Annotated in this window: 18 protein-coding genes, 1 tRNA gene and 1 pseudogene; 2 read left to right on the top strand and 18 right to left on the bottom strand. The window is 68.3% G+C overall.

The features are described 5' to 3' along the window. Positions 1-71: 71 nt before the first annotated feature. From mobF to QM568_RS12590, 11 genes are all read right to left on the bottom strand, one after another. Positions 72-1,292 (bottom strand): MobF family relaxase, encoded by a 1,221-nt coding sequence (mobF, locus tag QM568_RS12640; RefSeq protein WP_415139368.1) that lies wholly within the window; start codon positions 1,290-1,292, stop codon positions 72-74. A gap of 559 nt (positions 1,293-1,851) precedes the next feature. Next, on the bottom strand, positions 1,852-3,096 hold the full coding sequence (locus QM568_RS12635; RefSeq protein ID WP_415139366.1) for a tyrosine-type recombinase/integrase: 1,245 nt from the start codon (positions 3,094-3,096) through the stop codon (positions 1,852-1,854). Continuing rightward, the gene (locus QM568_RS12630; RefSeq protein WP_415139364.1) at positions 3,089-3,280 is read right to left on the bottom strand and encodes a helix-turn-helix transcriptional regulator; all 192 of its coding nucleotides are present in this window, start codon (positions 3,278-3,280) and stop codon (positions 3,089-3,091) included. Before QM568_RS12630 ends, QM568_RS12635 begins: the two co-directional genes overlap by 8 nt. A 193-nt stretch (positions 3,281-3,473) precedes the next feature. Further along, a tRNA-Gln gene (locus QM568_RS12625) sits at positions 3,474-3,545 on the bottom strand. A gap of 203 nt (positions 3,546-3,748) precedes the next feature. Next, positions 3,749-5,254 carry a glutamate--tRNA ligase gene (gene gltX / locus QM568_RS12620; protein ID WP_415139362.1) on the bottom strand — a complete coding sequence of 502 codons (1,506 nt, stop codon included), beginning with the start codon at positions 5,252-5,254 and terminating at the stop codon, positions 3,749-3,751. A gap of 12 nt (positions 5,255-5,266) precedes the next feature. Next, positions 5,267-6,520: an MFS transporter gene (locus tag QM568_RS12615; RefSeq protein ID WP_415139360.1), complete on the bottom strand. Its 1,254-nt coding sequence runs from the start codon at positions 6,518-6,520 to the stop codon at positions 5,267-5,269. Beyond that, the gene (locus QM568_RS12610; RefSeq protein WP_415139359.1) at positions 6,517-7,290 is read right to left on the bottom strand and encodes a fumarylacetoacetate hydrolase family protein; all 774 of its coding nucleotides are present in this window, start codon (positions 7,288-7,290) and stop codon (positions 6,517-6,519) included. The genes QM568_RS12615 and QM568_RS12610 overlap by 4 nt, the downstream gene beginning before the upstream one ends. A 119-nt stretch (positions 7,291-7,409) precedes the next feature. After that, positions 7,410-8,390, bottom strand: coding sequence for a hypothetical protein (locus QM568_RS12605; protein WP_415139358.1), 981 nt, complete (start codon positions 8,388-8,390; stop codon positions 7,410-7,412). A 215-nt stretch (positions 8,391-8,605) separates the two neighbouring features. Continuing rightward, positions 8,606-9,703 carry a branched-chain amino acid aminotransferase gene (locus QM568_RS12600; RefSeq protein WP_415139356.1) on the bottom strand — a complete coding sequence of 366 codons (1,098 nt, stop codon included), beginning with the start codon at positions 9,701-9,703 and terminating at the stop codon, positions 8,606-8,608. A 62-nt stretch (positions 9,704-9,765) separates the two neighbouring features. Beyond that, positions 9,766-10,809: a 3-isopropylmalate dehydrogenase gene (locus tag QM568_RS12595; protein WP_415139354.1), complete on the bottom strand. Its 1,044-nt coding sequence runs from the start codon at positions 10,807-10,809 to the stop codon at positions 9,766-9,768. 45 nt (positions 10,810-10,854) lie between these two features. Further along, entirely contained in the window at positions 10,855-12,402 is a 1,548-nt protein-coding gene (locus QM568_RS12590; protein WP_415139352.1) for an MFS transporter, read from the bottom strand. A gap of 65 nt (positions 12,403-12,467) precedes the next feature. Here QM568_RS12590 and QM568_RS12585 point away from each other — a divergent pair, with 65 nt between their 5' ends. Then, complete coding sequence (locus QM568_RS12585; RefSeq protein WP_415139350.1) at positions 12,468-13,016, top strand: TetR/AcrR family transcriptional regulator; 549 nt, start codon at positions 12,468-12,470, stop codon at positions 13,014-13,016. 13 nt (positions 13,017-13,029) lie between these two features. On the opposite strand, the gene serA is transcribed toward QM568_RS12585, so the two are convergent. The 3 genes from serA to QM568_RS12570 all read right to left on the bottom strand — a co-directional run bounded on the left by serA (position 13,030) and on the right by QM568_RS12570 (position 15,588). Beyond that, positions 13,030-14,634, bottom strand: coding sequence for a phosphoglycerate dehydrogenase (gene serA, locus QM568_RS12580; protein WP_415139348.1), 1,605 nt, complete (start codon positions 14,632-14,634; stop codon positions 13,030-13,032). Between the two features lie 118 nt (positions 14,635-14,752). Further along, entirely contained in the window at positions 14,753-15,097 is a 345-nt protein-coding gene (locus tag QM568_RS12575; RefSeq protein WP_415139346.1) for a hypothetical protein, read from the bottom strand. Beyond that, positions 15,094-15,588, bottom strand: coding sequence for a hypothetical protein (locus QM568_RS12570; RefSeq protein ID WP_415139344.1), 495 nt, complete (start codon positions 15,586-15,588; stop codon positions 15,094-15,096). The genes QM568_RS12575 and QM568_RS12570 overlap by 4 nt, the downstream gene beginning before the upstream one ends. A gap of 84 nt (positions 15,589-15,672) precedes the next feature. Between QM568_RS12570 and QM568_RS12565 the strand changes: the two genes are divergently transcribed. Then, the gene (locus QM568_RS12565) at positions 15,673-16,581 is read left to right on the top strand and encodes a hypothetical protein (protein ID WP_415139342.1); all 909 of its coding nucleotides are present in this window, start codon (positions 15,673-15,675) and stop codon (positions 16,579-16,581) included. Between the two features lie 15 nt (positions 16,582-16,596). Here the strand turns inward: QM568_RS12565 and QM568_RS12560 are convergent, their stop codons facing one another. The 4 genes and pseudogenes from QM568_RS12560 to ilvN form a co-directional block, all read right to left on the bottom strand. Continuing rightward, positions 16,597-17,793 carry a DUF5129 domain-containing protein gene (locus QM568_RS12560; RefSeq protein ID WP_415139370.1) on the bottom strand — a complete coding sequence of 399 codons (1,197 nt, stop codon included), beginning with the start codon at positions 17,791-17,793 and terminating at the stop codon, positions 16,597-16,599. A 109-nt stretch (positions 17,794-17,902) separates the two neighbouring features. Beyond that, positions 17,903-18,031, bottom strand: a pseudogene (locus QM568_RS12555) (hypothetical protein); the annotation flags it as partial. A 305-nt stretch (positions 18,032-18,336) separates the two neighbouring features. After that, entirely contained in the window at positions 18,337-19,365 is a 1,029-nt protein-coding gene (ilvC, locus tag QM568_RS12550) for a ketol-acid reductoisomerase (RefSeq protein WP_415139340.1), read from the bottom strand. Between the two features lie 108 nt (positions 19,366-19,473). Continuing rightward, on the bottom strand, positions 19,474-19,983 hold the full coding sequence (gene ilvN, locus QM568_RS12545; RefSeq protein WP_415139337.1) for an acetolactate synthase small subunit: 510 nt from the start codon (positions 19,981-19,983) through the stop codon (positions 19,474-19,476).

The following is a 19,983-nucleotide window of genomic DNA, read 5'->3' as shown; positions in this document are numbered from 1 at the left end:
TGACCGGAAACCGAAGTGGAAAAGCCAGAGCACCGGCTGGCAGATCCTGCACGCCCACACAGCGAGCTTCATCACCGAAACACGAAAACGCACCCATCGACACCACGACGGTGGATCAAGGCTGAGAAGCAATCCTCCGCCGCAAGCTGAGTCGCGAGTTGCACGAACTCACGCAAGTCCGTTGGTTCGGCTTGCACACCGCGTTCGGTCGTGATCCGCGTGACGTGCTCGCGCAGGGTGTGCATCGTCCAGGCCGACGCTCCTGCGGCGCAGCGATCGAGCGCACGCGATGCGATCTCCTCAATGTGCAGCTCGTCCAGCGTGACGGGTGCAGCGCGCCGTACGCGGGGCGGATTCGGCGTGAAGCCGGCGTCTTCGAGTTCGGCGCGCCAGCCGACTTCGCTGCCGAGCACGCTGGGCTTCTTGCCCGGTCGCTCGTGCTCCCACGCCTTCGCCTTCAATCTCGCCCACACTACTGGGCCGGGCTCCTCGCTCGGATGGGCGGCGTCCCACTCGGCTTCGAAGCGGGCGAGGTTGCGTTCGACCTGCGCGCCCCGCTTCGACATGACCGCGTTGAAAGGCTCCAGCTCTGCCACTTCACCTGTCGCCGGGTCGAGGGTAAGGCCGTGCTGGTCGAGCACGGCGGCAAGCTGCGGGTGCGCGGCGATGACCGCGGTGCCAAGGGCACGGATCGCCCCTTGCTGTTTGAAAAGTGCCGCGGTGTCGAGGCCGCGCCACTTGCCTGCGGCGTAGATGCGGGTGCCGATCTGGAAGTGGATGTGCCGGTGCGGATCACCCGCCCGGCTGGTCTTGTGCGCGACGGTGACGGTCTGCAGCTGCTGTACAGGTACGATCTCGCGCGCGTTCCGCGGGCCGACTCGGGTGACGGAGTGCTCGGCGAGCCAGCGACGGATCTCCGACGCCGCGTCCTGCTGTGCGGCGTCGAGCGCGTCGGAGACTTCCGGATGCAAGGCAGCGGCAATCGAAAGCGACTTCGGTGCATTGATGACCATCTCTGCGAAGCGCGGCGACTCCTTCGACCTGTCGCTCGCCGCCCGGGGCGTTCCCATCGACGTGCCGGTGATCGGGTCCGTCCAATCGACCCAGGCCGCGTAGGCTTCCGGATCGAGGGTTCTCGTTTCGATGACTTCGCCATCTTGACCGCTCACGGCGAACTCGGCGAGCGCGGTGCCGCCCTCCAGGTAGTACTCGTCGGCGGTGGACCTGTCCGACTCCAGGTAGCGGCGCGCTGCGGCACCGGTGCCGCGGAACAGAATCACGCCGCCCTTCATCTCGGGCCTCCTCACGAGTCGTCTCATGAGGGAGGTGCGTACGCCCCACCATCGGTGGCATACGTCCATGAATCAGTTGTCGGGCAGCAGGAGAGTTGAGAAGCGGTGTCTCAGAGGCGTGAGCTTCGGATCGCGACAGAGCGTGATGAGGATCACGTGGCATCGCAGCAGCTTCTGCGGTTGACAACGCTGAGCGCTTGTCAGGATGCGACGAAGCGGAGGTCAGCTCCAAGGGAGGAGTTTCACGGTCCGGGAAAATTTCCACCACCGTCCGGAGCCCCGCGGCGTCCCAATAATTGGGAGGCCGTCAACGGGGAACTCCAAGGCGGCAATCACGGTGGGGGCAATTTGCCGGAGCCGTGGGGGTGCCGATTCGGCCCTCCCGCGTCGGAGCCTTTCACGGTGGTGCCGAATCGACACCACCATGGCTTTCTGCCTTGTGGCGACCAGACGACCTGGTAGCCAGCCCGCGCCGTCGTGACCGCGGTGCAAGCACCGTACCTCACTCTGACAGGTACGGCAAGCGATCGGCCAGCACATCCGGGCGCACTCCCAGCCTTCACAGCAGGTCGCTTTCAAGGTGACCGCTCGCGGTGCCGAGCATCGCCGTGAATGCGTCGTCCATGATGTCGGCAGTAACGGGGTCGACCATCTCGGCGGTGACGACGTAGTTGCTGCGGGTGACCTGCTCGTTCGCGTGACCGAGCAGACGCGAGGCGAGGGTGATGCCTGCCGCGGCGTCGATGATCGTCGCGGTGGTGCGGCGGAAGATGTGCGTCGAGAACTCGGTCGGATCGATGCCCGCTCGCTGCAGGGCGTCCGCGTTGTCATCGACGAAGGTGCGCAGCAGCCGCTCGTAGTTGCTGACGCTGAGCGGGCGACCAGATTTGGTGGAGAACAGGAATGCTTCCGGGTCGCGATCAGCGGTCGCGAGCTGGCGGCGGATCGCTGCGGCGGAGAAGCTCGGCAGCGCAACGCGGCGCTTCTGCCGTGAGCGTTTCGGGGTGTTCTTCCGATACAGCCCGTTCGCTTTGCTCTGCTTGATGGTGCCTGCGATGAGCACCGTTGCGGGACGTGAGGTCACGTCCACATCGCAGCGGCGCAGGCCGAGTACTTCGCCGATGCGGGCGCTGGTGCCGATCATGATCCACATCACATGCTCCAGCACCGCGACGTTCGGGCGCGGCCCGTAACCGTCACCGTCTTTGCGCCAGTCGTGGATGAGGCTCTGCACCACCATCACCTGCGCGGGGTTCAGCACCGATTCCTTCTTCTCCGGCAGCGGCAGCCGTCTCGCGTCGCGGATCGGATTCGCGGTGAGCACCTCATGTTCGATCCCGGTCTGGCACACCTGTGAGAGCACGCTCCTGGCACGCCTCGCGGCAGACAGCGACTTCTGCTCGCGGATCGACTGGAGGATGCGGTTGCAGCGCAGCACGCTGAGATCCTTCAGCGGCAGATTGCCGCAGGCAGGGTTCACGACGTGTTTGATCGTCGAGCGGTAGGACTCCATCGTGGTGTCCTCGACTGACTGCGACTGCTCCTTCTCGTAGACGAACACCTCGCACGCCTGGGCGATCGTGGCGTCCAGACTGAGTACGGGTCCGACAGTGCGGTAGCGGATGTCTTCGGCCTGCTTCGCGAGACCGGTTCTCGCCTCATCCTCGGTGTCGCCGGTGGCTTTCAGTCGGCGCAGTTCGCCGACCTCGTCGCGCATCTTCGCGGTCGCCTGCACGCGGCCGGACGCGAGGGTGCGGATCTGGATCGCGCCGACCTCACCGGGTTCGAGTCTCGGCCTAGCCATGGCGCACCAGCTCCTGGAACCAGGCGAGCACCTCGGGGCGCAGGTATCGCACGTGGCGTCCGACGCGGCGGAACGGCGGGCCGCTGTTCGTCTGCCGCCATTCCTCGATGGTGCGCGGCGAGACCTGCAGCAGCTCGGCGACCTGCTCGCCGGTCATGATCAGGTGCTCGTCTCGGGTGTCCATACCCCATAGGTGCGCACCCCACACCACAGCCGTTGCGGCCAGTGCGGGGGCGACACGGAACAACCCGTGCCGGGCTTCGGCGAGCACTCGCTGAGAGGGGTTTTGGACCCCGTTTAGGACCCCGCGGCCGGTTTTCAAGTGACCAGGAACCATGAAACTCCTCCGATTCCCGCGGAATCTGAGGAGTTTTGCGCTGGGGTACCTGGACTCGAACCAAGAACAACTGAACCAGAATCAGCCGTGTTGCCAATTACACCATACCCCAAGGGCGAAACCTGGGCCTCGCACCGAGATTCAAGCTTACCCAACAGGCACCCGCCCACCAAATTGAGGCGCGCCGCCCGCGCGTGGCGCGAGCGTCATCCTCTGCGCACGAGTCCGATGTGCGATGAGGCGCACCCCGGACAGGCGTAGCCGAGAAGGGAGGGCCCCCTACCGCGGCGGCCCTCCCTTCGAAACGGCGGCGGCTCAGCCCGCGAGCTGAGCAGACAGGCCACGCAGGCGACGCAGCGACTCGTCCTTGCCGAGGAGCTCCATCGACTCGAACAGCGGCGGCGAGACGCGGCGCCCGGTGATCGCGACCCGGGGCGGCCCGTAGGCGACGCGGGGCTTCAGCTCAAGCCCGTCGATGAGGGCGGCCGACAGCGCGTCCTGCACGGCCTGGGGCGTGAACTCCGCCACCGGCTCAAGAGCCGCGACACACGCGTCGAGCACCTCTGCGGCATTCGCAGGCAATCCCTTGAGCGCATCGTCGTCGTACGAGACCTCGTCGGTGAACAAGAATCCGAGCATGCCGGGCGCCTCGCCGAGCAGCTGCACGCGCTCCTGGATGAGCGGCGCCGCGCGGAACGCCAGAACGAGCTGCTCGTGCGACGGCTCGTCGAACAGGCCCGCAGCGGCGAGATGCGGCACGATCCGCTCCGCGAAGTCCTTCTCCTCCAGCATCCGGATGTGGTCGCCGTTGATTGACTCGGCCTTCTTCTGGTCGAAACGGGCCGGGTTCGGGTTCACGTTCACAATGTCGAAAGCGGCGGTGAACTCCTCCAGCGAGAACACGTCGCGGTCGGGGCCGATCGACCAGCCCAGCAGGGCGAGGTAGTTCAGGAGGCCCTCGTGGATGAAGCCGCGCTCGCGGTGCAGGAAGAGGTCAGCCTGCGGGTCACGCTTGGAGAGCTTCTTGTTGCCGGTCTCCCCCAGCACCAGCGGCATGTGGGCGAAGCGCGGCACGAAGGTCGTGACGCCGGCGTCGATCAGCGCCGCGTAGAGCGCGAGCTGACGCGCGGTCGACGGCATCAGATCCTCGCCCCGGAGCACGTGGGTGATGCCCATGAGCGCATCGTCGACGGGGTTCACGAAGGTGTACAGCGGCACCCCGTTCGGGCGCACCACGACGAAGTCGGGGAAAGAGCCCGCCGGGAAGGTGACCTCGCCGCGGATAAGGTCGACGTAGGTCAGGTCCTCATCGGGCACCCGCAGACGAAGCGCCGGCTGGCGCCCCTCGGCGCGGAACGCGGCCTTCTGCTCCTCCGTGAGGTCGCGGTCGAAGTTGTCGTAGCCGAGCTGCTTCGCCCGCCCCGCCGCCTCGTTGCGCGCGTCGATCTCCTCGGCAGTCGAGTAGCTCTCGTAGAGCGCGCCGGTGGCGACGAGCTTGTCGATCACTCTGCGATAGATGTCGTGGCGCTGTGACTGCCGATACGGCGCGTGCGGTCCGCCGACCTCGACACCCTCGTCCCAGTCGATCTTCAGCCAGGTGAGCGCGTCGACGAGCTGCCGGAAGCTCTCCTCGCTGTCGCGCGCCGCGTCGGTGTCCTCGATACGGAACACCAGCTTGCCGCCGGTGTGACGGGCGTACGCCCAGTTGTAGAGCGCGGTGCGGACCATGCCGACGTGCGGCAGGCCGGTCGGAGAGGGGCAGAAGCGGACGCGGACGTCGGCACCACTTGCGGTCGTGGTGAGGGGGTGAGGAGTAGCCATAGCCCTTAGATTCTACGTGGCGCGCCCCCTGGCCAGAGGCGACAGCACCACGATCGCCACGACGATGACGGATGCCGCGATGCCGAGCCCTGCGTACTGGAAGTTCGACAGCACGATGCCCGCCAATACCGCGCCGACCGCCGCGCTCAGGCTCATCAGTGAGTCGCTGCGCCCCTGCCGCCTAGTCCGCAGCTCAGGAGCGCTCGCCTCGGTGAGCAGGGCGGCGCCGGCGACCGTGGCCGCACTCCAGCCGAGCCCCAGCAGGATCAGGGCCACCATGACTCCCCACGCCTGATCGTTCGCGAAGACCGCGAACACCAATGCGCCGCCGAGCAGCGCCTGACCGAGCAGCACGATGCGCAGCCGCCCCAGCCGGTCGGCGAGGATGCCGAACACCGGGGACAGCGCGTACATTCCGCCCACGTGCAAGGCGATCGTGACACCGACAAGCGCGGAAACGTCAGCCGTCGTCGTGTGTGCGCCGTGAATCTCATGCGCCAGGTGCGACAGATGCACCGGAGTCATCGCCATCACCGACGCCATCACGACGTGCGAGCCGGCGATCGCGAACATCGCGTAGCGGGCGACACGCGGGCGGTCGATGCGGACGATGTCGGCCGCCGCTGCCGCGCCCTTCGCGAGCCGCTGTGCGACGAGCAGCGGATCGGGCCGCAACGCGACGAGGTAGAGCACCAGCGCGAGGCATTGGGCGATGAACGAGAACGCGTAGGACCCGGTCTGCGGCGGCATGCCGATCGCCTGCCCCACGAGCTCGCCGGGACCGACCAGCAGGGGTCCTGCCACGCCGCCGATCGTCGTCGACCACACGACGATCGACAGATCACGGCCCCGACGCTCCGGCACGGCGAGGTCCGTCGCCGCGAACCGCGACTGCAGGTTGCCGGCGTTGCCGGCGCCGATCGCGAACGTCCCCAGCAGCAGGAGCGGGAAGATCCGCAGTGCGACGGCCACCACGACGATCACGATCCCGACGAGCGCGAACACGTTGCCGAGCGTCAGCGCGCGGCGCCGACCGAAGCGCGCCGCCATCCGTGCGAGCGGGATCGCGCAGAGCGCAGGACCGAGGGTCACGGATGCCGTGGCCAGCCCCGAGAGCCCGTCGCTGCCGGACAGGTCGGCCGCCAGCATGGCGCCGAGCGACACGGTGGCGCCGAAGGCGACGCCCCCGAGGATCTGGCCGAGCGCGAGAACGAGGACAGTGCGCCGCTGGACGGCTGCCTGCTGCTCGGGGGTGAGCGTGGTCACAGAGCGGCGTCGCGCACCGTGTTGCGCAGGATGCCGAGCCCTGAGATCTCGACCTCGACGACGTCGCCCGCCTCGAAGGCGCCGACGCCGGCAGGGGTTCCGGTGAGGATCACGTCTCCCGGCAGCAGCGTGAACACCGCCGAGGCGTATTCGATGATCGACGCGACGGAGTGGATCATGTCGCTGAGCGGGGCGTGCTGGCGCACCTCGCCGTTGACACGCGTCTCGATCGTGGCGGATGCCGCGTCGAAGTCGGTCTCGATGACGGGGCCGAGCGGGCAGAAGGTGTCGAACCCCTTGGCCCTCGACCACTGCCCGTCCTTGCGCTGCAGGTCGCGGGCGGTGACGTCGTTGGCGATCGTGTAGCCGAGGACGAAGGCCGACGCATCCGCCGCCTTGACGTTCTTGGCGACCTTGCCGATCACGACGGCGAGCTCGCCCTCGTGCTCGGTGCGATCCGACAGCGCGATCGGGCGCACGATCGCATCGCCCGGGCCGATGACGGCGGTGTTGGGCTTCAGGAACAGCAGCGGTTCCGCTGGGGCCTCTCCCCCCATCTCGGCGGCGTGGTCGTGGTAGTTCTTGCCGACGCACACCACCTTCGACCGGGGGATGACCGGAGCGAGCAGCGCGGCATCCGCCAACGGCACCCGCTGACCGGTCGTCTCGTACCCGGCGAACATCGGGTCGCCGGCGAGCACGACCAGGTCGGAGTCGTCGATGATCCCGTAGGCGATGGCGTCGTCGTGGCTGAATCTTGCGATCTTCACCCGGCCAGCCTACTCAGCGCTTTCCAAACTCGCCGAGACCCCCGATTCGCGCCGAGACCCCGCCCTACCCGCGCAAACAACAGGGGGTCTCGCAGGCAAGGCAGGGTGTCGATGGGTATCTACCCTGGCGGGCGGATACCAAACCGCGCAAGCCGGGCGCCGAGGACCTCCGGCGTCAGGATGTGCTTTCCGCCCCACCTCGCGAAACCCCATCCGGTCACCCCGCGGACGTCATCTTCGCGGTGCTTCTCGGCGAACACCACACGCGCAGGGGTGTGCTCGCGCAGCATGCCGTTCTCGAGGTACTTCCCCTCCCCATCGAACTCGCCGAACCGGCGGGACCGACGGAAACCGAAGTCGAGGAAGTACTGATCGCCGTCAGCGCCCGAGATCGGAACTTGCAGTTCGACGTCGCGGAAGCCCAGACGGAACAGCTGCAGCCTGCTCACGCTCTCGCCCGGCAGCTGAGCTCGACCATCGGCGAACTCCGCCACCCACCGCGCCTGACGGATGCCGCGCAGCCCCGCGCGTTCACGCATCCGGAAGTCGTCGCGCCACTGCGCCGCGCGCTCCTCGATTTGCCGATGCCGCTGCACCGCGACCTGAGCCAAAGCCGCATCAGCGGCGGACACCGATGCCTCGAGCGACATCACCCTGGACATGTCGAACACGGTGCGCACGAGGGAGGTGCAGAGCAGACCGTGTCGTTCCACGATGTCCGACTCGTCAATGTCCAGGTCGTGGCGAGCGACTCCGGAGACCGTCCGCGCGTGACGTCGGCCGCGAATGAGCGTGTGCGTGAGGGCGGAGTCCTGCCGATACAGAGGAAGGCCCCAGAGCACTGCGGCCGACTCGCGGACAAAGACCGGACCTGCGCCCGGCGTGGAGCGAGCCAGCGCGATGACCCGGAGCAGCTGCCTGCCCTCGGACCACAGATCGGCCCAGTCGTCTGCGGCGACATACCACCCGCGGTGCACGCGCAGAAGGCCTCCGGCGTCGACAGCGGTCGCCAGACCGCGCTCGGTCAGACCGCTCAGGAGCAACTCTTCGCGCGAGCGGAGGAGTTTCTCGGCCTCCGGGAACGTAATGCGCTTCACCATGGGGCGATCATGTCGCGCAACCCACGTCATATTGGCACTATCCACAGCCAGCACGCGATTTCCGCGCCGTCGAGATTCTGTGCAGGAAGAGTGCGCCCTCCCTGTTCTCGGCTTCGAGACCCCGGGTTCGCGTCGGAACCCCGCCGTACCTGTGCGACTAACGCGAGGTCTCGACAGGAAGGAGGGGTCTCGGCGAAACGAGGGAGGGAGGCCGCTCAGGCGAGCTGGACGAGCCAGCCGTGACGGTCCTCGCGGCGACCGTACTGGATGTCGGTGAGCTCCTCGCGCAGCGACAGCGCGAGCTCGCCGAGCGGCTGCGCCTCGTCGAAGCCCTCGCCGACGAGCGCGCCGATCGGCGTCACCACCGCGGCGGTGCCGCAGGCGAAGACCTCGACGATGTCGCCGGAGGCCACGCCCTGCCGCCACTCGTCGATCGAGATGACGCGCTTCTCGACGGTGTAGCCGCGGTCCTCGGCGAGCTGCAGCAGCGAGTCGCGCGTGATGCCCTCGAGGATGCTGTCGGACTCGGGCGTGACGATGCGGCCGTCCTTGAAGACGAAGACGACGTTCATGCCGCCGAGCTCCTCGACGTCGCGGTGCTCGTTGAGGAACACGACCTGGTCGCAGCCCTTCGCGTACGCCTCGGCCTGCGGCAGGAGGCTCGAGGCGTAGTTGCCCCCGGTCTTGGCCTTGCCGGTGCCGCCCTCGCCGGCGCGCGCGTACTCCTCGGAGAGCCAGATGCGCACGGGCTTCACGCCTCCGGTGAAGTAGGCGCCCGCAGGGCTCGCGATCACGTAGTACGCCACCTTCTGCGCCGCGCGCACGCCGAGGAAGGCCTCCTTGGCGAACATGAACGGCCGCAGATACAGGCTCTGGTCATCACCCGATGGCACCCAGCGCTCGTCGATCGAGACGAGCTGGCGCAGCGACTCGATGAAGTACTCGGTCGGCAGCTCCGGCAGGGCGAGCCGGCGCGCGCTGGCCTGCAGCCTGGCCGCGTTGCGGTCTGGACGGAAGGTGTGCACCGAATCGTCGGCATGACGGTACGCCTTGATGCCCTCGAAGATCTCCTGGCCGTAGTGCAGCACGGATGCGGCGGGGTCGAGCGCGATCGGCCCGTACGGCTGCACGCGGGGCCGGTGCCATCCGCCGTTCACGGACCAGCAGATGTCGACCATGTGGTCGGTGAACACCGTGCCGAACCCGGGGTTCGCCAACACCTCGGCGATCCGTGCGGGTGTCGCCGCGTTGAGGTTCTTCGTGACGGCGAACTCCAGCGGAGTCACGGTCGCCTGTGCGTCGATGGTCGTCATCTCTGTCATCCATTCCTTGTGGGTGGGCGCACCATTGCGCCCGTTCAGCCTACGCCTCGGTCTCAGAGCCGGGCGGTGATCGCGGAGCCGATCTCCGCGGTGGTTCGCGTGCCTGTACGGGCTGCGATGTCGGCCTCGACGGCGGCGCTCACCCGTGCGGATTCCGCGGTGAGGCCGAGGTGGTCGAGAAGCAGTGCGACCGAGAGGATCGCAGCGGTCGGGTCGGCCTTCTGCTGGCCTGCGATGTCGGGAGCCGATCCGTGCACCGGCTCGAACATCGAGGGGAATGCGCCGTCCGGGTTGATGTTGCCGGATGCGGCGAGGCCGATGCCGCCGGTGACGGCTCCTGCCAGGTCGGTGAGGATGTCGCCGAAGAGATTGTCGGTGACGATCACATCGAAGCGTGACGGATCCGTCACAAGGAAGATCGTAGCGGCATCCACGTGCAGATAGTCGACGGCGACGTCCGGATGCTCGGCGGCGACCTCGTTCGCGAGGCGCTGCCAGATCGCACCGGCATGCACGAGGACGTTCGTCTTGTGCACGAGGGTGACCTTGCGCCGCCGGCGCTCGGCGAGCTCGAACGCGTAGCGCACGACGCGTTCGACGCCGAAGGCGGTGTTCACGCTGGTCTCGTTGGCGACCTCGTGCGGAGTGCCCTTGCGGATCGCTCCCCCGTTGCCGACGTACGGACCCTCTGTGCCCTCCCGGACGACGACGAAGTCGATCTCGCCGGGGTCGGCCAGCGGACCGGATGCGCCGGCGAACAGCTTCGACGGACGCAGATTGACGTAGTGGTCCAGCGTGAAGCGCAGCTTCAGCAGCAGCCCTCGTTCGATGTTCGCATCCTTGAGACGCGGGTCGCCCGGCTGTCCGCCCACGGCGCCCAGCAGGATCGCATCGTGCGCGGCGATCGCCGCCAGGTCGTCGTCGGTGAGGGTGTCGCCGGTCTCGAGATAGCGGGCCGCGCCCAGCGCGAAGCGCGTCTTCTCGAAGGTGACATCGCTACCGGCGGTGACGGCGTCGAGCACCTTCTCCGCCTCGGCGACGACCTCGGGACCGATGCCGTCACCGGGGATGACGGCCAGCTTCACGACACGCGACATGACACTCCTTGCAGGTGCTCCGGTGGGATAGCTCCAGCGTAGCGGTCAGTGCGTCGGCGCCTTGCGCAGTGTGACGGCGGCGATGAACCCCGCGGAGGCCACGAGCGCCGCGCCGATCAGCGAGGTCACGACGACCCCCGACCCGAAGGCCGCTGTCGCCGCGTGCCAGAGCGCACCGCCCAGGCTCTCGGACAGCGACGATGCCGCGGTGTACGCGCCGGCGAGGGTCTCCTGCGCCGCCGCGGCCGCCTCGTCCGGCACGCCGGCCGGGAGCACGAGCGCACCGCGGTAGAAGGCGGTGATGAGGCCGCCGAGGATCGCCGTGCCCAGCACCGCGCCCAGCTCGTACGCCGTCTCTGACACGGCGCTCGCCGCTCCCGCCTTGTCGGCCGGAGCGCTGGAGAGGATGAGCTCGTTCGAGATCGTCTCGGCGGAGCCGATGCCGATGCCGAGCACCGCGAACGCGATGATCAGGGGGGCGACGCCGTGCTCAGCGCCGGTGAAGGCGACGAGCAGATACCCGGCGACGGAGAACACCAGAGCCGCAGGCACCAGCACGTGAGGACGCACGCGGCGGGAGATCGGCACCACGGCGAGGCCGGCGACGATCATCGCAGCCATCCCCGGCACGAGGGCGAAGCCGGCCTGCATCGGCCCGAGCCTGAGGACGAGCTGCAGGTGCTGCGACACGAAGTAGAGGAAGCCGACGAGGGCGACGACGCTGAGGAGGTTCACCAGGATCGCCCCGGAGAACGAGCCTTGGCGGAACAGCCCCATGTCGAGCATCGGGATCTCGGCGCGCAGCTGGCGGCGCACGAACAGCGCGCCCATGATCACACCGAACGCCGCCCAGGTGAGAGCGTTGGGATTCGGCCCCTCCGTCGCGAACGACTTGATCGCGGAGACGACCGGGATCATCGCCGCCATCGAGCAGAGGATGCTGAGCGGATCGAGGCGTCCGGGGTTCGGGTCGCGGCTCTCCGGCAGGAGCATCGGGGCGAGGATCAGCAGCGGGATGAGCACCGGGACGGCGACGAGGAAGACGGCGCCCCAGGTGTAGTGCTCGAGGAGGAACCCGCCGACGATCGGCCCGAGCGCGGAGCCCGCCGAGAACCCGGCGGCCCAGATCGCGATGGCCATGCGGCGCTGATCGCGGTTCTGGAAGATCGAACGCAGCAGCGACAGGGTCGACGGCATGAGCATCGCCCCGAAGAAGCCGAGCAGAGCGCGGGAGGCGATGAGCAGTCCCGCCGTCGGGGCGATGGCCGCCAGTGCCGACACCGCGGCGAAGCCGGTCGCCCCGATCAGCAGCATCCTCCTGCGGCCGAACCGGTCGCCCATCGTCCCCATCGTGACGAGGAGACCAGCGAGCACGAGGGGGTAGGCGTCGATGATCCACAGCTGTTCGGCACCCGACGGCGACAGGGCGATCGAGATCTCCGGCAGGGCGAAGCTCAGCACGGTGTTGTCGACAGAGACGAGCAGCACCGGCAGCATGAGCACGACGAGCGCCGCCCACCCCCGGGCGCCGACGCGGGGACCGTCGACGGCGATGTCGTCATGGACTGTGGGGATCGACGCTGTGGGCGTCATGGGGCACCTCTCTGACTTCTGCACGGCTCGGATTACTTAACCGTCCGGATGGTATAGTAACAGACGTGCCCAGACCTCCTCTCGCCCGTGAACGCGTGCTCGACGCCTACGCGTCGCTCGTCATCGCCGACGGCGAGCGGGCGGCCACCCTCGATGCGACGGCGAAGGCCGCCGGCGTCTCCAAGGGCGGGCTCCTGTACCACTTCGGCTCGAAGGACGAGCTCACCGCCGGCCTGCTGGAGCGTCTCGCGCGGCTCGTCGACGAGGATCTCGTCCGCATGTCCGCGGATCCGGCAGGACCTGTCGCCTACTACATCCGCACGTCCGTCATGGAGGGCGAAGAGCTCGACCGCGCCCTCCTCGCCGCTTCACGCCTCGCACAGGGCGGTTCGACGGCTGCCGCCGACGCCCTGCGGCACACCCGTCGGCTCTGGGCGGACGCGATCCGCCCGCACGTGCACGACACGGCGGGTCTGGATCTGGTGATGCTGCTCGGCGACGGGCTGTACTTCAACAACTCTCTGGACGTCAACGGCCCCCACCGTCTCGTGCCCCACGGTCACGAGCTGGACGACCTCATCGCGCTCGTGCTGCGCACCGTCATCCCGAGCTGATCACGCGCCCTGGTCAGACCTCGGTGATCTCGATCTGACGGAACAGGTCGGCGTCGATCGCCGTGCGCACATCGTCAAGCAGCTCGTCGGAGACGGGCGAGTCGAGGGTCAGCACGCTGAGCGCCTGGTCGCCGGCGCCGAGTCGGGCGATCTGCATGCCGGCGATGTTGATGCCGGCCTCGCCGAACTTCTGGCCGTACACGGCGACGATGCCGGGGCGGTCGGTGTAGAGCATCACCACATGGTGCTTCTCGATCGGCAGCTCAAGGGCATGGTCGTTGATGCCGACGAGCTTCTCGGTCTGCTTCGGCCCGGTCAGGGTTCCGGACACCGAGAGCTGCGTGCCGTCGGAGAGGGCGCCGCGGAGCGTGATGACGTTGCGGTACTCCTCGCTGACGTCGTCCTTGAGCAGGCGGACGGCGATGCCGCGCTGCTCGGCGAGCAGCGGGGCGTTCACGTAGGAGACCGTCTCGCTGACGATGTTCGTGAAGACACCCTTGAGCGCGGCGAGCTTGAGCACGCTCACGTCGTAGTCGTTGAGCTCGCCGTGCACCTCGACATCGAGGCTCGTCAGCGGCGAGGTGGCGAGAGCGGAGAAGATCTGACCGAGCTTCTCGACGAGCGAGATGCCTGGACGCACGTACGGGTCGATGACGCCGCCTGCGACGTTCACCGCGTCGGGGACGAGGTCGCCGCCGAGCGCGAGACGCACGGACCGAGCCACGGAGACGCCGGCCTTCTCCTGGGCCTCGTCGGTGCTCGCCCCCAGGTGCGGGGTGACGACGACGTTGGGCAGCTCGGTGAGGGCGCGCGCGGTGCTGCCATCGGCCGGGGGCTCGGAGGTGAACACGTCGAGACCGGCGCCGGCGATCTCGCCGGCGTTCAGCGCCTCGATCAGCGCCGCCTCGTCGATGAGACCGCCACGGGCGACGTTGACGACGTAGGCGGTCTTCTTCATCGCCTTGAACTGCTCGGCGCTGAGCATGCCCGTCGTCTCCGGCGTCTTCGGCATGTGGATCGTGACGAAGTCGCTCTCCGCGATGAGCTCGTCGAGCGAGAGGAGCTGCACGCCGAGCTGCTGCGCCCGCGCTGACGTCACGTACGGGTCGTAGGCGATGACGCGCATGTCGAAAGCGGCGAGGCGCGCGGCCACGAGTGCGCCGATGCGACCGAGACCGATGATGCCGACCGTCTTCTCGAACAGCTCCGCTCCCGTGTACGAGCTGCGCTTCCACTGCCCAGCGGACAGCGAGGCGTGTGCCGCGGGGATGCGGCGGGCGAGGCTGAGGATGTGTCCGACGGTGAGCTCGGCGGCCGAGACGATGTTCGACGTCGGCGCGTTGACGACCATGACGCCGGCCGTCGTGGCGGCCTTGATGTCGACGTTGTCGAGTCCGACGCCGGCGCGGGCGACGACCTTCAGGCGGGGCGCGTGCGAGAGCGCCTCCTCGTCGATGCGCGTCGCCGAACGGATGAGGACCGCATCGGCGTCTGCGAGGGCGGCGAACAGCGCCTCGCGGTCGGTGCCGTCGACGCCGCGGACGTCGAAGTCGGGGCCCAGAGCCTCGATCGTGGCGGGAGAGAGTTCTTCGGCGATGAGCACGACAGGCTTCGGCACAGCGGATCCTTCAGGGCGGAGACATGGCGGCGGAGACGATGCGCCGCACACCAACGGGGGCGCGATCACGTCCACTGTACCGGAGCGCAACGAGCGTCCAGTGCCGTGTGACGGCCGGTCAGCCCCCCGCGCCGACGAGGTCGCTCATGTTCAGGATGCTGTACCCGAGCATGCTCAGCCAGAAGACAGCGACGAGTGCGAGGCCGGCCAGGAGGACGAGCGCGCTCTCCTCCACCGGGCGCCGACGCCCGACGACGAGAGCGAACCCGAAGACGAGCGCTGGGAACACGATCCCGAATCCGAGCACCATCCAGCCGAGGCCGCTGAGCCCGTCGGGCGTGGCGAGGGCCGCGAGGTGGGCGACGGCGTTCCAGATCGCATAGGCGTAGAACAGGCCGGCGATCGCGGTGAGCGTCGTGCGCAGCCAGCCCGGTCCCCCGCTGCGGGTCGCATCGCGGCTCATGCGCCGATCACCCCCATGGACACGAACGGCCATGGCACGAGCAGCACCACGCCGAGCAGGAGCATCGCGACGCGGATCCACGCCGCCCGCCCGCGCGTGAGGACCCAGGTCACGAGGAACCAGATCGCGGGTGCGGTGATCGCCAGCACGAACCAGGGCAGGAACATCCAGTCGGCGACGATGAGGTTCGCCAGCGGCTTGAGGCGCAACCCGCCGATGATCCAGCCGATCGTGTAGAGCAGGTAGACGCCGCCGACGACACCGAGGGTGAGGAGCATCGCCGTGCTGAGGCCGGCGTGCGCCTCCCGGCGCTCGTCAGGGACGGACGCGGCAGTGCCACCCGCGCTCGGCTCGTGAGGTCCGGGCTCCGGCACGGCCTCGCTGCCCTTCCCCACGGCTTTCCAGCCGTGCGGCAGCGCCGGGGACGCGGACGCCGCGGGCGTCTCGTCATCCCCCTCCCAGGTGAGCGCGTCGTCGGGATCGGATGTCATACGTCCAGCGTAGGACACGCTCTCGGCTAGGCTCGGGTGCGAATCGGGTTGCGCATCCACGCGCAGGGGAAAGGGTTGATCACTGTGACAGACGACAACGGCGCCGTCGCCGAGCCGACAGCGAACTGGAAGCCGACGCCGGAGGCGAAGAAGAAGGCGACGACGTTCCGCTGGATCGCAGCGATCCTCTGGGCGGTCGCGATCATCGCCGAGGGCGTCGCCATCTTCTGGCTGCTGCGCCAACGCGAGTACGTCGGCGAGGACGGCCAGCTCGTCCGCGACCCCGACACGGGTCTGCTCAGCGAAGCGGGTGTCACCGCGCACTTCCCCCAGTGGGCCTTCATCGCGCTGCTGGTCGCACTCGTCGTGATCGCGGCGCTGTCGATCACCGGGTCGCTCCTGTGGAAGAAGGCGAACAGACTCGACCCCGCCCGCAAGGCCGACAAGCTGCGGTTCTTCGTGCAGAACCAGCTGGGCGCGATCGTCGCGATCGTCGCATTCGTCCCGCTGGTCATCCTCGTCTTCCTGAACAAGGACATGGACAAGGGACAGAAGACCACCGCCGGGATCGTCGGCATCGTGCTCGCCGCCACCGCAGCGATCGTCGGCGTCGATTTCAACCCGTCCTCGGTCGAGGAGTACACCGCCGACCAGTCGACCGTGATCCAGCTGCTCGGCAAGGACGAGGTGGTGTGGGTCGACGGCGGCAAGGTCTACCACGTGTGCGAGAAGGTCTCGGATGTGCAGACCGGCAGCGGCATCCGCACCGGCACCACGGCCGAGGCGATCGAGGCGGGCAAGAGCCGCCTCACGCTCGAGTTCGCCTCCGAGCTGAACAAGTGCGGCCTGGCCGTTCCCGAGAACGCCTCCGAGATCGTCGACGCCCTGCGGGCGATCCGCGACGGCGCCACCGAGACGACGCTCCCCGCGCCGGTGTGGGCGGACCCGTCGGATGCGCCGATCGAGATCCCCGAGGCCGCGCCCGCCGAGTAGCGGGGCGGATGCCGGTCAGAAGCTGGAGGAGCTGCCGGAGCCCGAGAAGCTGCCGCCGCTGGAGCCGTAGCCGGTGGAAACGCTCCCCGAGGAGAACGAGCTGCTGCTGGTCGCCGCCTCTCGGGCGGAATCGACCTTCTGCACGCCGGCCGAGTAGCCGTAGTTGAACGCGATCGGGTTCCAGAACTGACCTGGGCCGTAGACGGTGTCGAGGATCACACCGGAGCGGGGGCGCACCGTCCGGCGCTCCTGCGCCATGGCCGCCTCCATCGCCTCGCGTTCGCGGTTCGAGTTCGCGTAGATCTCGATGAGCGCGCGCGAGTGGTCGCGCAGGAACCGGGACAGGTCGTTGCGGATGCGCTCCAGCGCTTCCAGCGCCGCCTCGGGGGCGATCGTCTGCTCCCGGAGGCCCGCTCCGAGCGATTCGATCTCGGTCTGCGCCTCCACGCGGAAGCTGTCCAGCGCCTGCGTAGTGGGAAGCTTCGCCGCGCTCGGGTCGGCGGTGAGCGTCGAGATGGCCTGCACGTCCTCGCGCACCGGCTCGACCTGCGCGGCCCACGCCTTCTCCCAGGTGGCCGCCCGCGTGAGCAGCGCCGCCGCGTTCACGATGGCGTCGTCGACGAAGTCCATCTCGGCGGCCTCGTCCGCGAACGCCGTCGCCTGCGCGGGCGCGTCGGAGCGCGATCGCTCGCGCGTGGTGAACGCCTTCAGGCGGGCCTGCTCCTCGACGCACGAGTAGTAGCGCCCGCTGAAGTCGTGGAAGCGCTGCTCGAGCCGCTGCGCGAACGACGACTCCGCAGGGAGGGTGCGTGCGGAGAGCTCGGTCGTGTCGAAGTCCATGGTCACCGCGGTGAGGTGCTGGTCGCCGCGGGCGAGCTCCCGCGCGAACTTCTCCCGCCGGTTCGCGCGCACCGCGACAATGCCGATCCAGGTGCCGACGCCGGCGACACCGGTCACGACCCCCGCGCCGATCAACGCCGGCGACGCGTACCATGGGCGGTTGATGAGCTCGGCGGCCTTCGTCACGCCCGCGACGACGCCGTCAGTCCAGTACGCCGCGCGGAAGTCGTCCTTGCCGGCGTTCTGGATGGACTCCTGGTCGTCCAGCGGCACGACCCGGTCCTCGCCGAAGTAGGTGCCGACGTGCCGGCCGTCGGGGTCGAGGGCGAAGATGAACAGGCCGTCGGCCCACTTCTGCCCGTCGGCGGTGATCCACTCCGGATGCTCGGTGCGCGCGAAATCGAGCGCCTCGGCGTTGATGTTGTCGACCTACTTCACCGCTGTACGTGTAGATCACGACCGTGGTCGGCTGGTAGAAGTCGACGTCGGCGAGATCGCGCTCGAGCTGGGACGCGTCCAGACGACCTGCCGTGTCGTGGATCTGCAGCTCATCGCCCTCCACGGCGTGGGCCGCCGCAGGGAGAACCAGCGACAGCAGGAAGACGAGCATCCCGACGAGGACGGCGCCGGTGCGGGCGGAGGACATGCGCACTGGGGATCGCGACATGCCTCCACGCTAACCAACAGGCTCATACGCACCATAGGCGAACCGGCGTCACCGCAACCCGACAGTCACAGCATCCACCCACGCAACGCAAGCCAGCAAGAGGCGACCACGCACGATACTCCCGACCCCCACGTCGCGACAACGCCCCTGGATCGCTAACCATGCGGTGCGGGAGCAAACAGTCCGCAGACGCACGGATGCGGACACCCCGTAGGGTGTCCGCATCCGTGAGCACTCAGACCGCGGGGTCAGCGCGCAGCGCTGCCCTCGACGTAGTCCTCGTCGGTCTGCTTCCACGCGAACAGACCGCGCAGCTCCTTGCCTGTGGCCTCGATCGGGTGCCCCTGCTCCTTCTCGCGAAGGGCCAGGAACTCCACGGCGCCGTTGTCCTGGTCGTCGATGAAGCGCTTCGCGAACGCACCGGACTGGATGTCGGCGAGCACGCCCTGCATCCGCTCCTTGACGCCGGCGTCGATGACGCGAGGGCCCGAGACGTAGTCGCCGTACTCGGCCGTGTCGGAGATCGACCAGCGCTGCTTGGCGATGCCGCCCTCCCACATGAGGTCGACGATGAGCTTGAGCTCGTGCAGGACCTCGAAGTAGGCGATCTGCGGCTGGTAACCGGCCTCGACGAGGGTCTCGAAGCCCGCCTGCACGAGGTGGCTCATGCCACCGCAGAGCACGGCCTGCTCGCCGAAGAGGTCGGTCTCGGTCTCCTCCGTGAAGGTGGTCTTGATGACCCCTGCGCGGGTGCCGCCGATGGCCTTCGCGTACGACAGCGCGGTCGCCCACGCGGTACCCGAGGCGTCGCGCTCGACGGCGATGATGTCGGGGATGCCGCGACCGGCGACGAACTCGCGGCGCACCGTGTGGCCGGGGGCCTTCGGGGCGATGAGGATGACGTCGACGCCCTCGGGCGCGTCGATGTAGCCGAAGCGGATGTTGAAGCCGTGCGCGAAGGCGAGGGTCTTGCCCGCAGCCAGGTTCGGCGCGATGGACTCGCTGTAGATGCCGCGCTGGTGCTGGTCGGGCGCGAGGATCATGATGAGGTCGGCCCAGGCCGTCGCCTCGGCGACCGTCTTGACCGGGAAGCCGGCCTCTTCGGCCTTCGCCGTCGACTTCGAGCCCTCCTTGAGGGCGATCGCGACCTCGACGCCCGAGTCGCGCAGGTTCTGCGCGTGGGCGTGGCCCTGCGAGCCGTAGCCGACGATCGCGACCTTCTTGCCCTGGATGATGGACAGGTCGGCGTCAGCGTCGTAGAAGATCTCGGTGCTCACTTGTGTTTCTCCTTGGTTGTGTACTTCGTCTCGCTTCGCTCGCTCAGCAACCGGCCGAACGAACATGTCGCTCGCTCAGCAACCGGCCGAGCGAACATGGTCATTGGGTCAGCCGCGCAGGACGCGCTCTGTAATGCTCTTGCCGCCTCGGCCGATGGCGAGAAGGCCCGACTGGGCGATCTCCTTGATGCCGAACGGCTCGAGAGCGCGCAGCAGCGCCTCGACCTTGCCCTTGTCGCCGGTGACCTCGACCACCAGCGCGTCTGGAGCGTAATCGACGACCGAGGCGCGGAACAGGTTCACGACCTCGATGACGTTCGAGCGGGTGGCGTTGTCTGTACGCACCTTGATGAGCATGTGCTCGCGCTGCACCGACGCCGACGGGTCGAGCTCGACGATCTTGATGACGTTGATGAGCTTGTTCAGCTGCTTCGTCACCTGCTCGAGGGGCAGGTCGTCGACGTCGACGACGACCGTGATGCGGGAGATGCCAGGCACCTCGGTGACACCGACGGCGAGGGAGTCGATGTTGAATCCGCGACGGGCGAAGAGCCCCGCCACGCGGGTGAGGAGGCCGGGGGTGTTCTCCACCAGCAGGCTCAGCACGTGAGTCGACAT

The sequence above is a fragment of the Microbacterium sp. genome (genome assembly GCF_047607465.1).
Taxonomy (GTDB): Bacteria; Actinomycetota; Actinomycetes; order Actinomycetales; family Microbacteriaceae; genus Microbacterium.
This window is presented reverse-complemented; position numbering and strand designations above follow the sequence as displayed.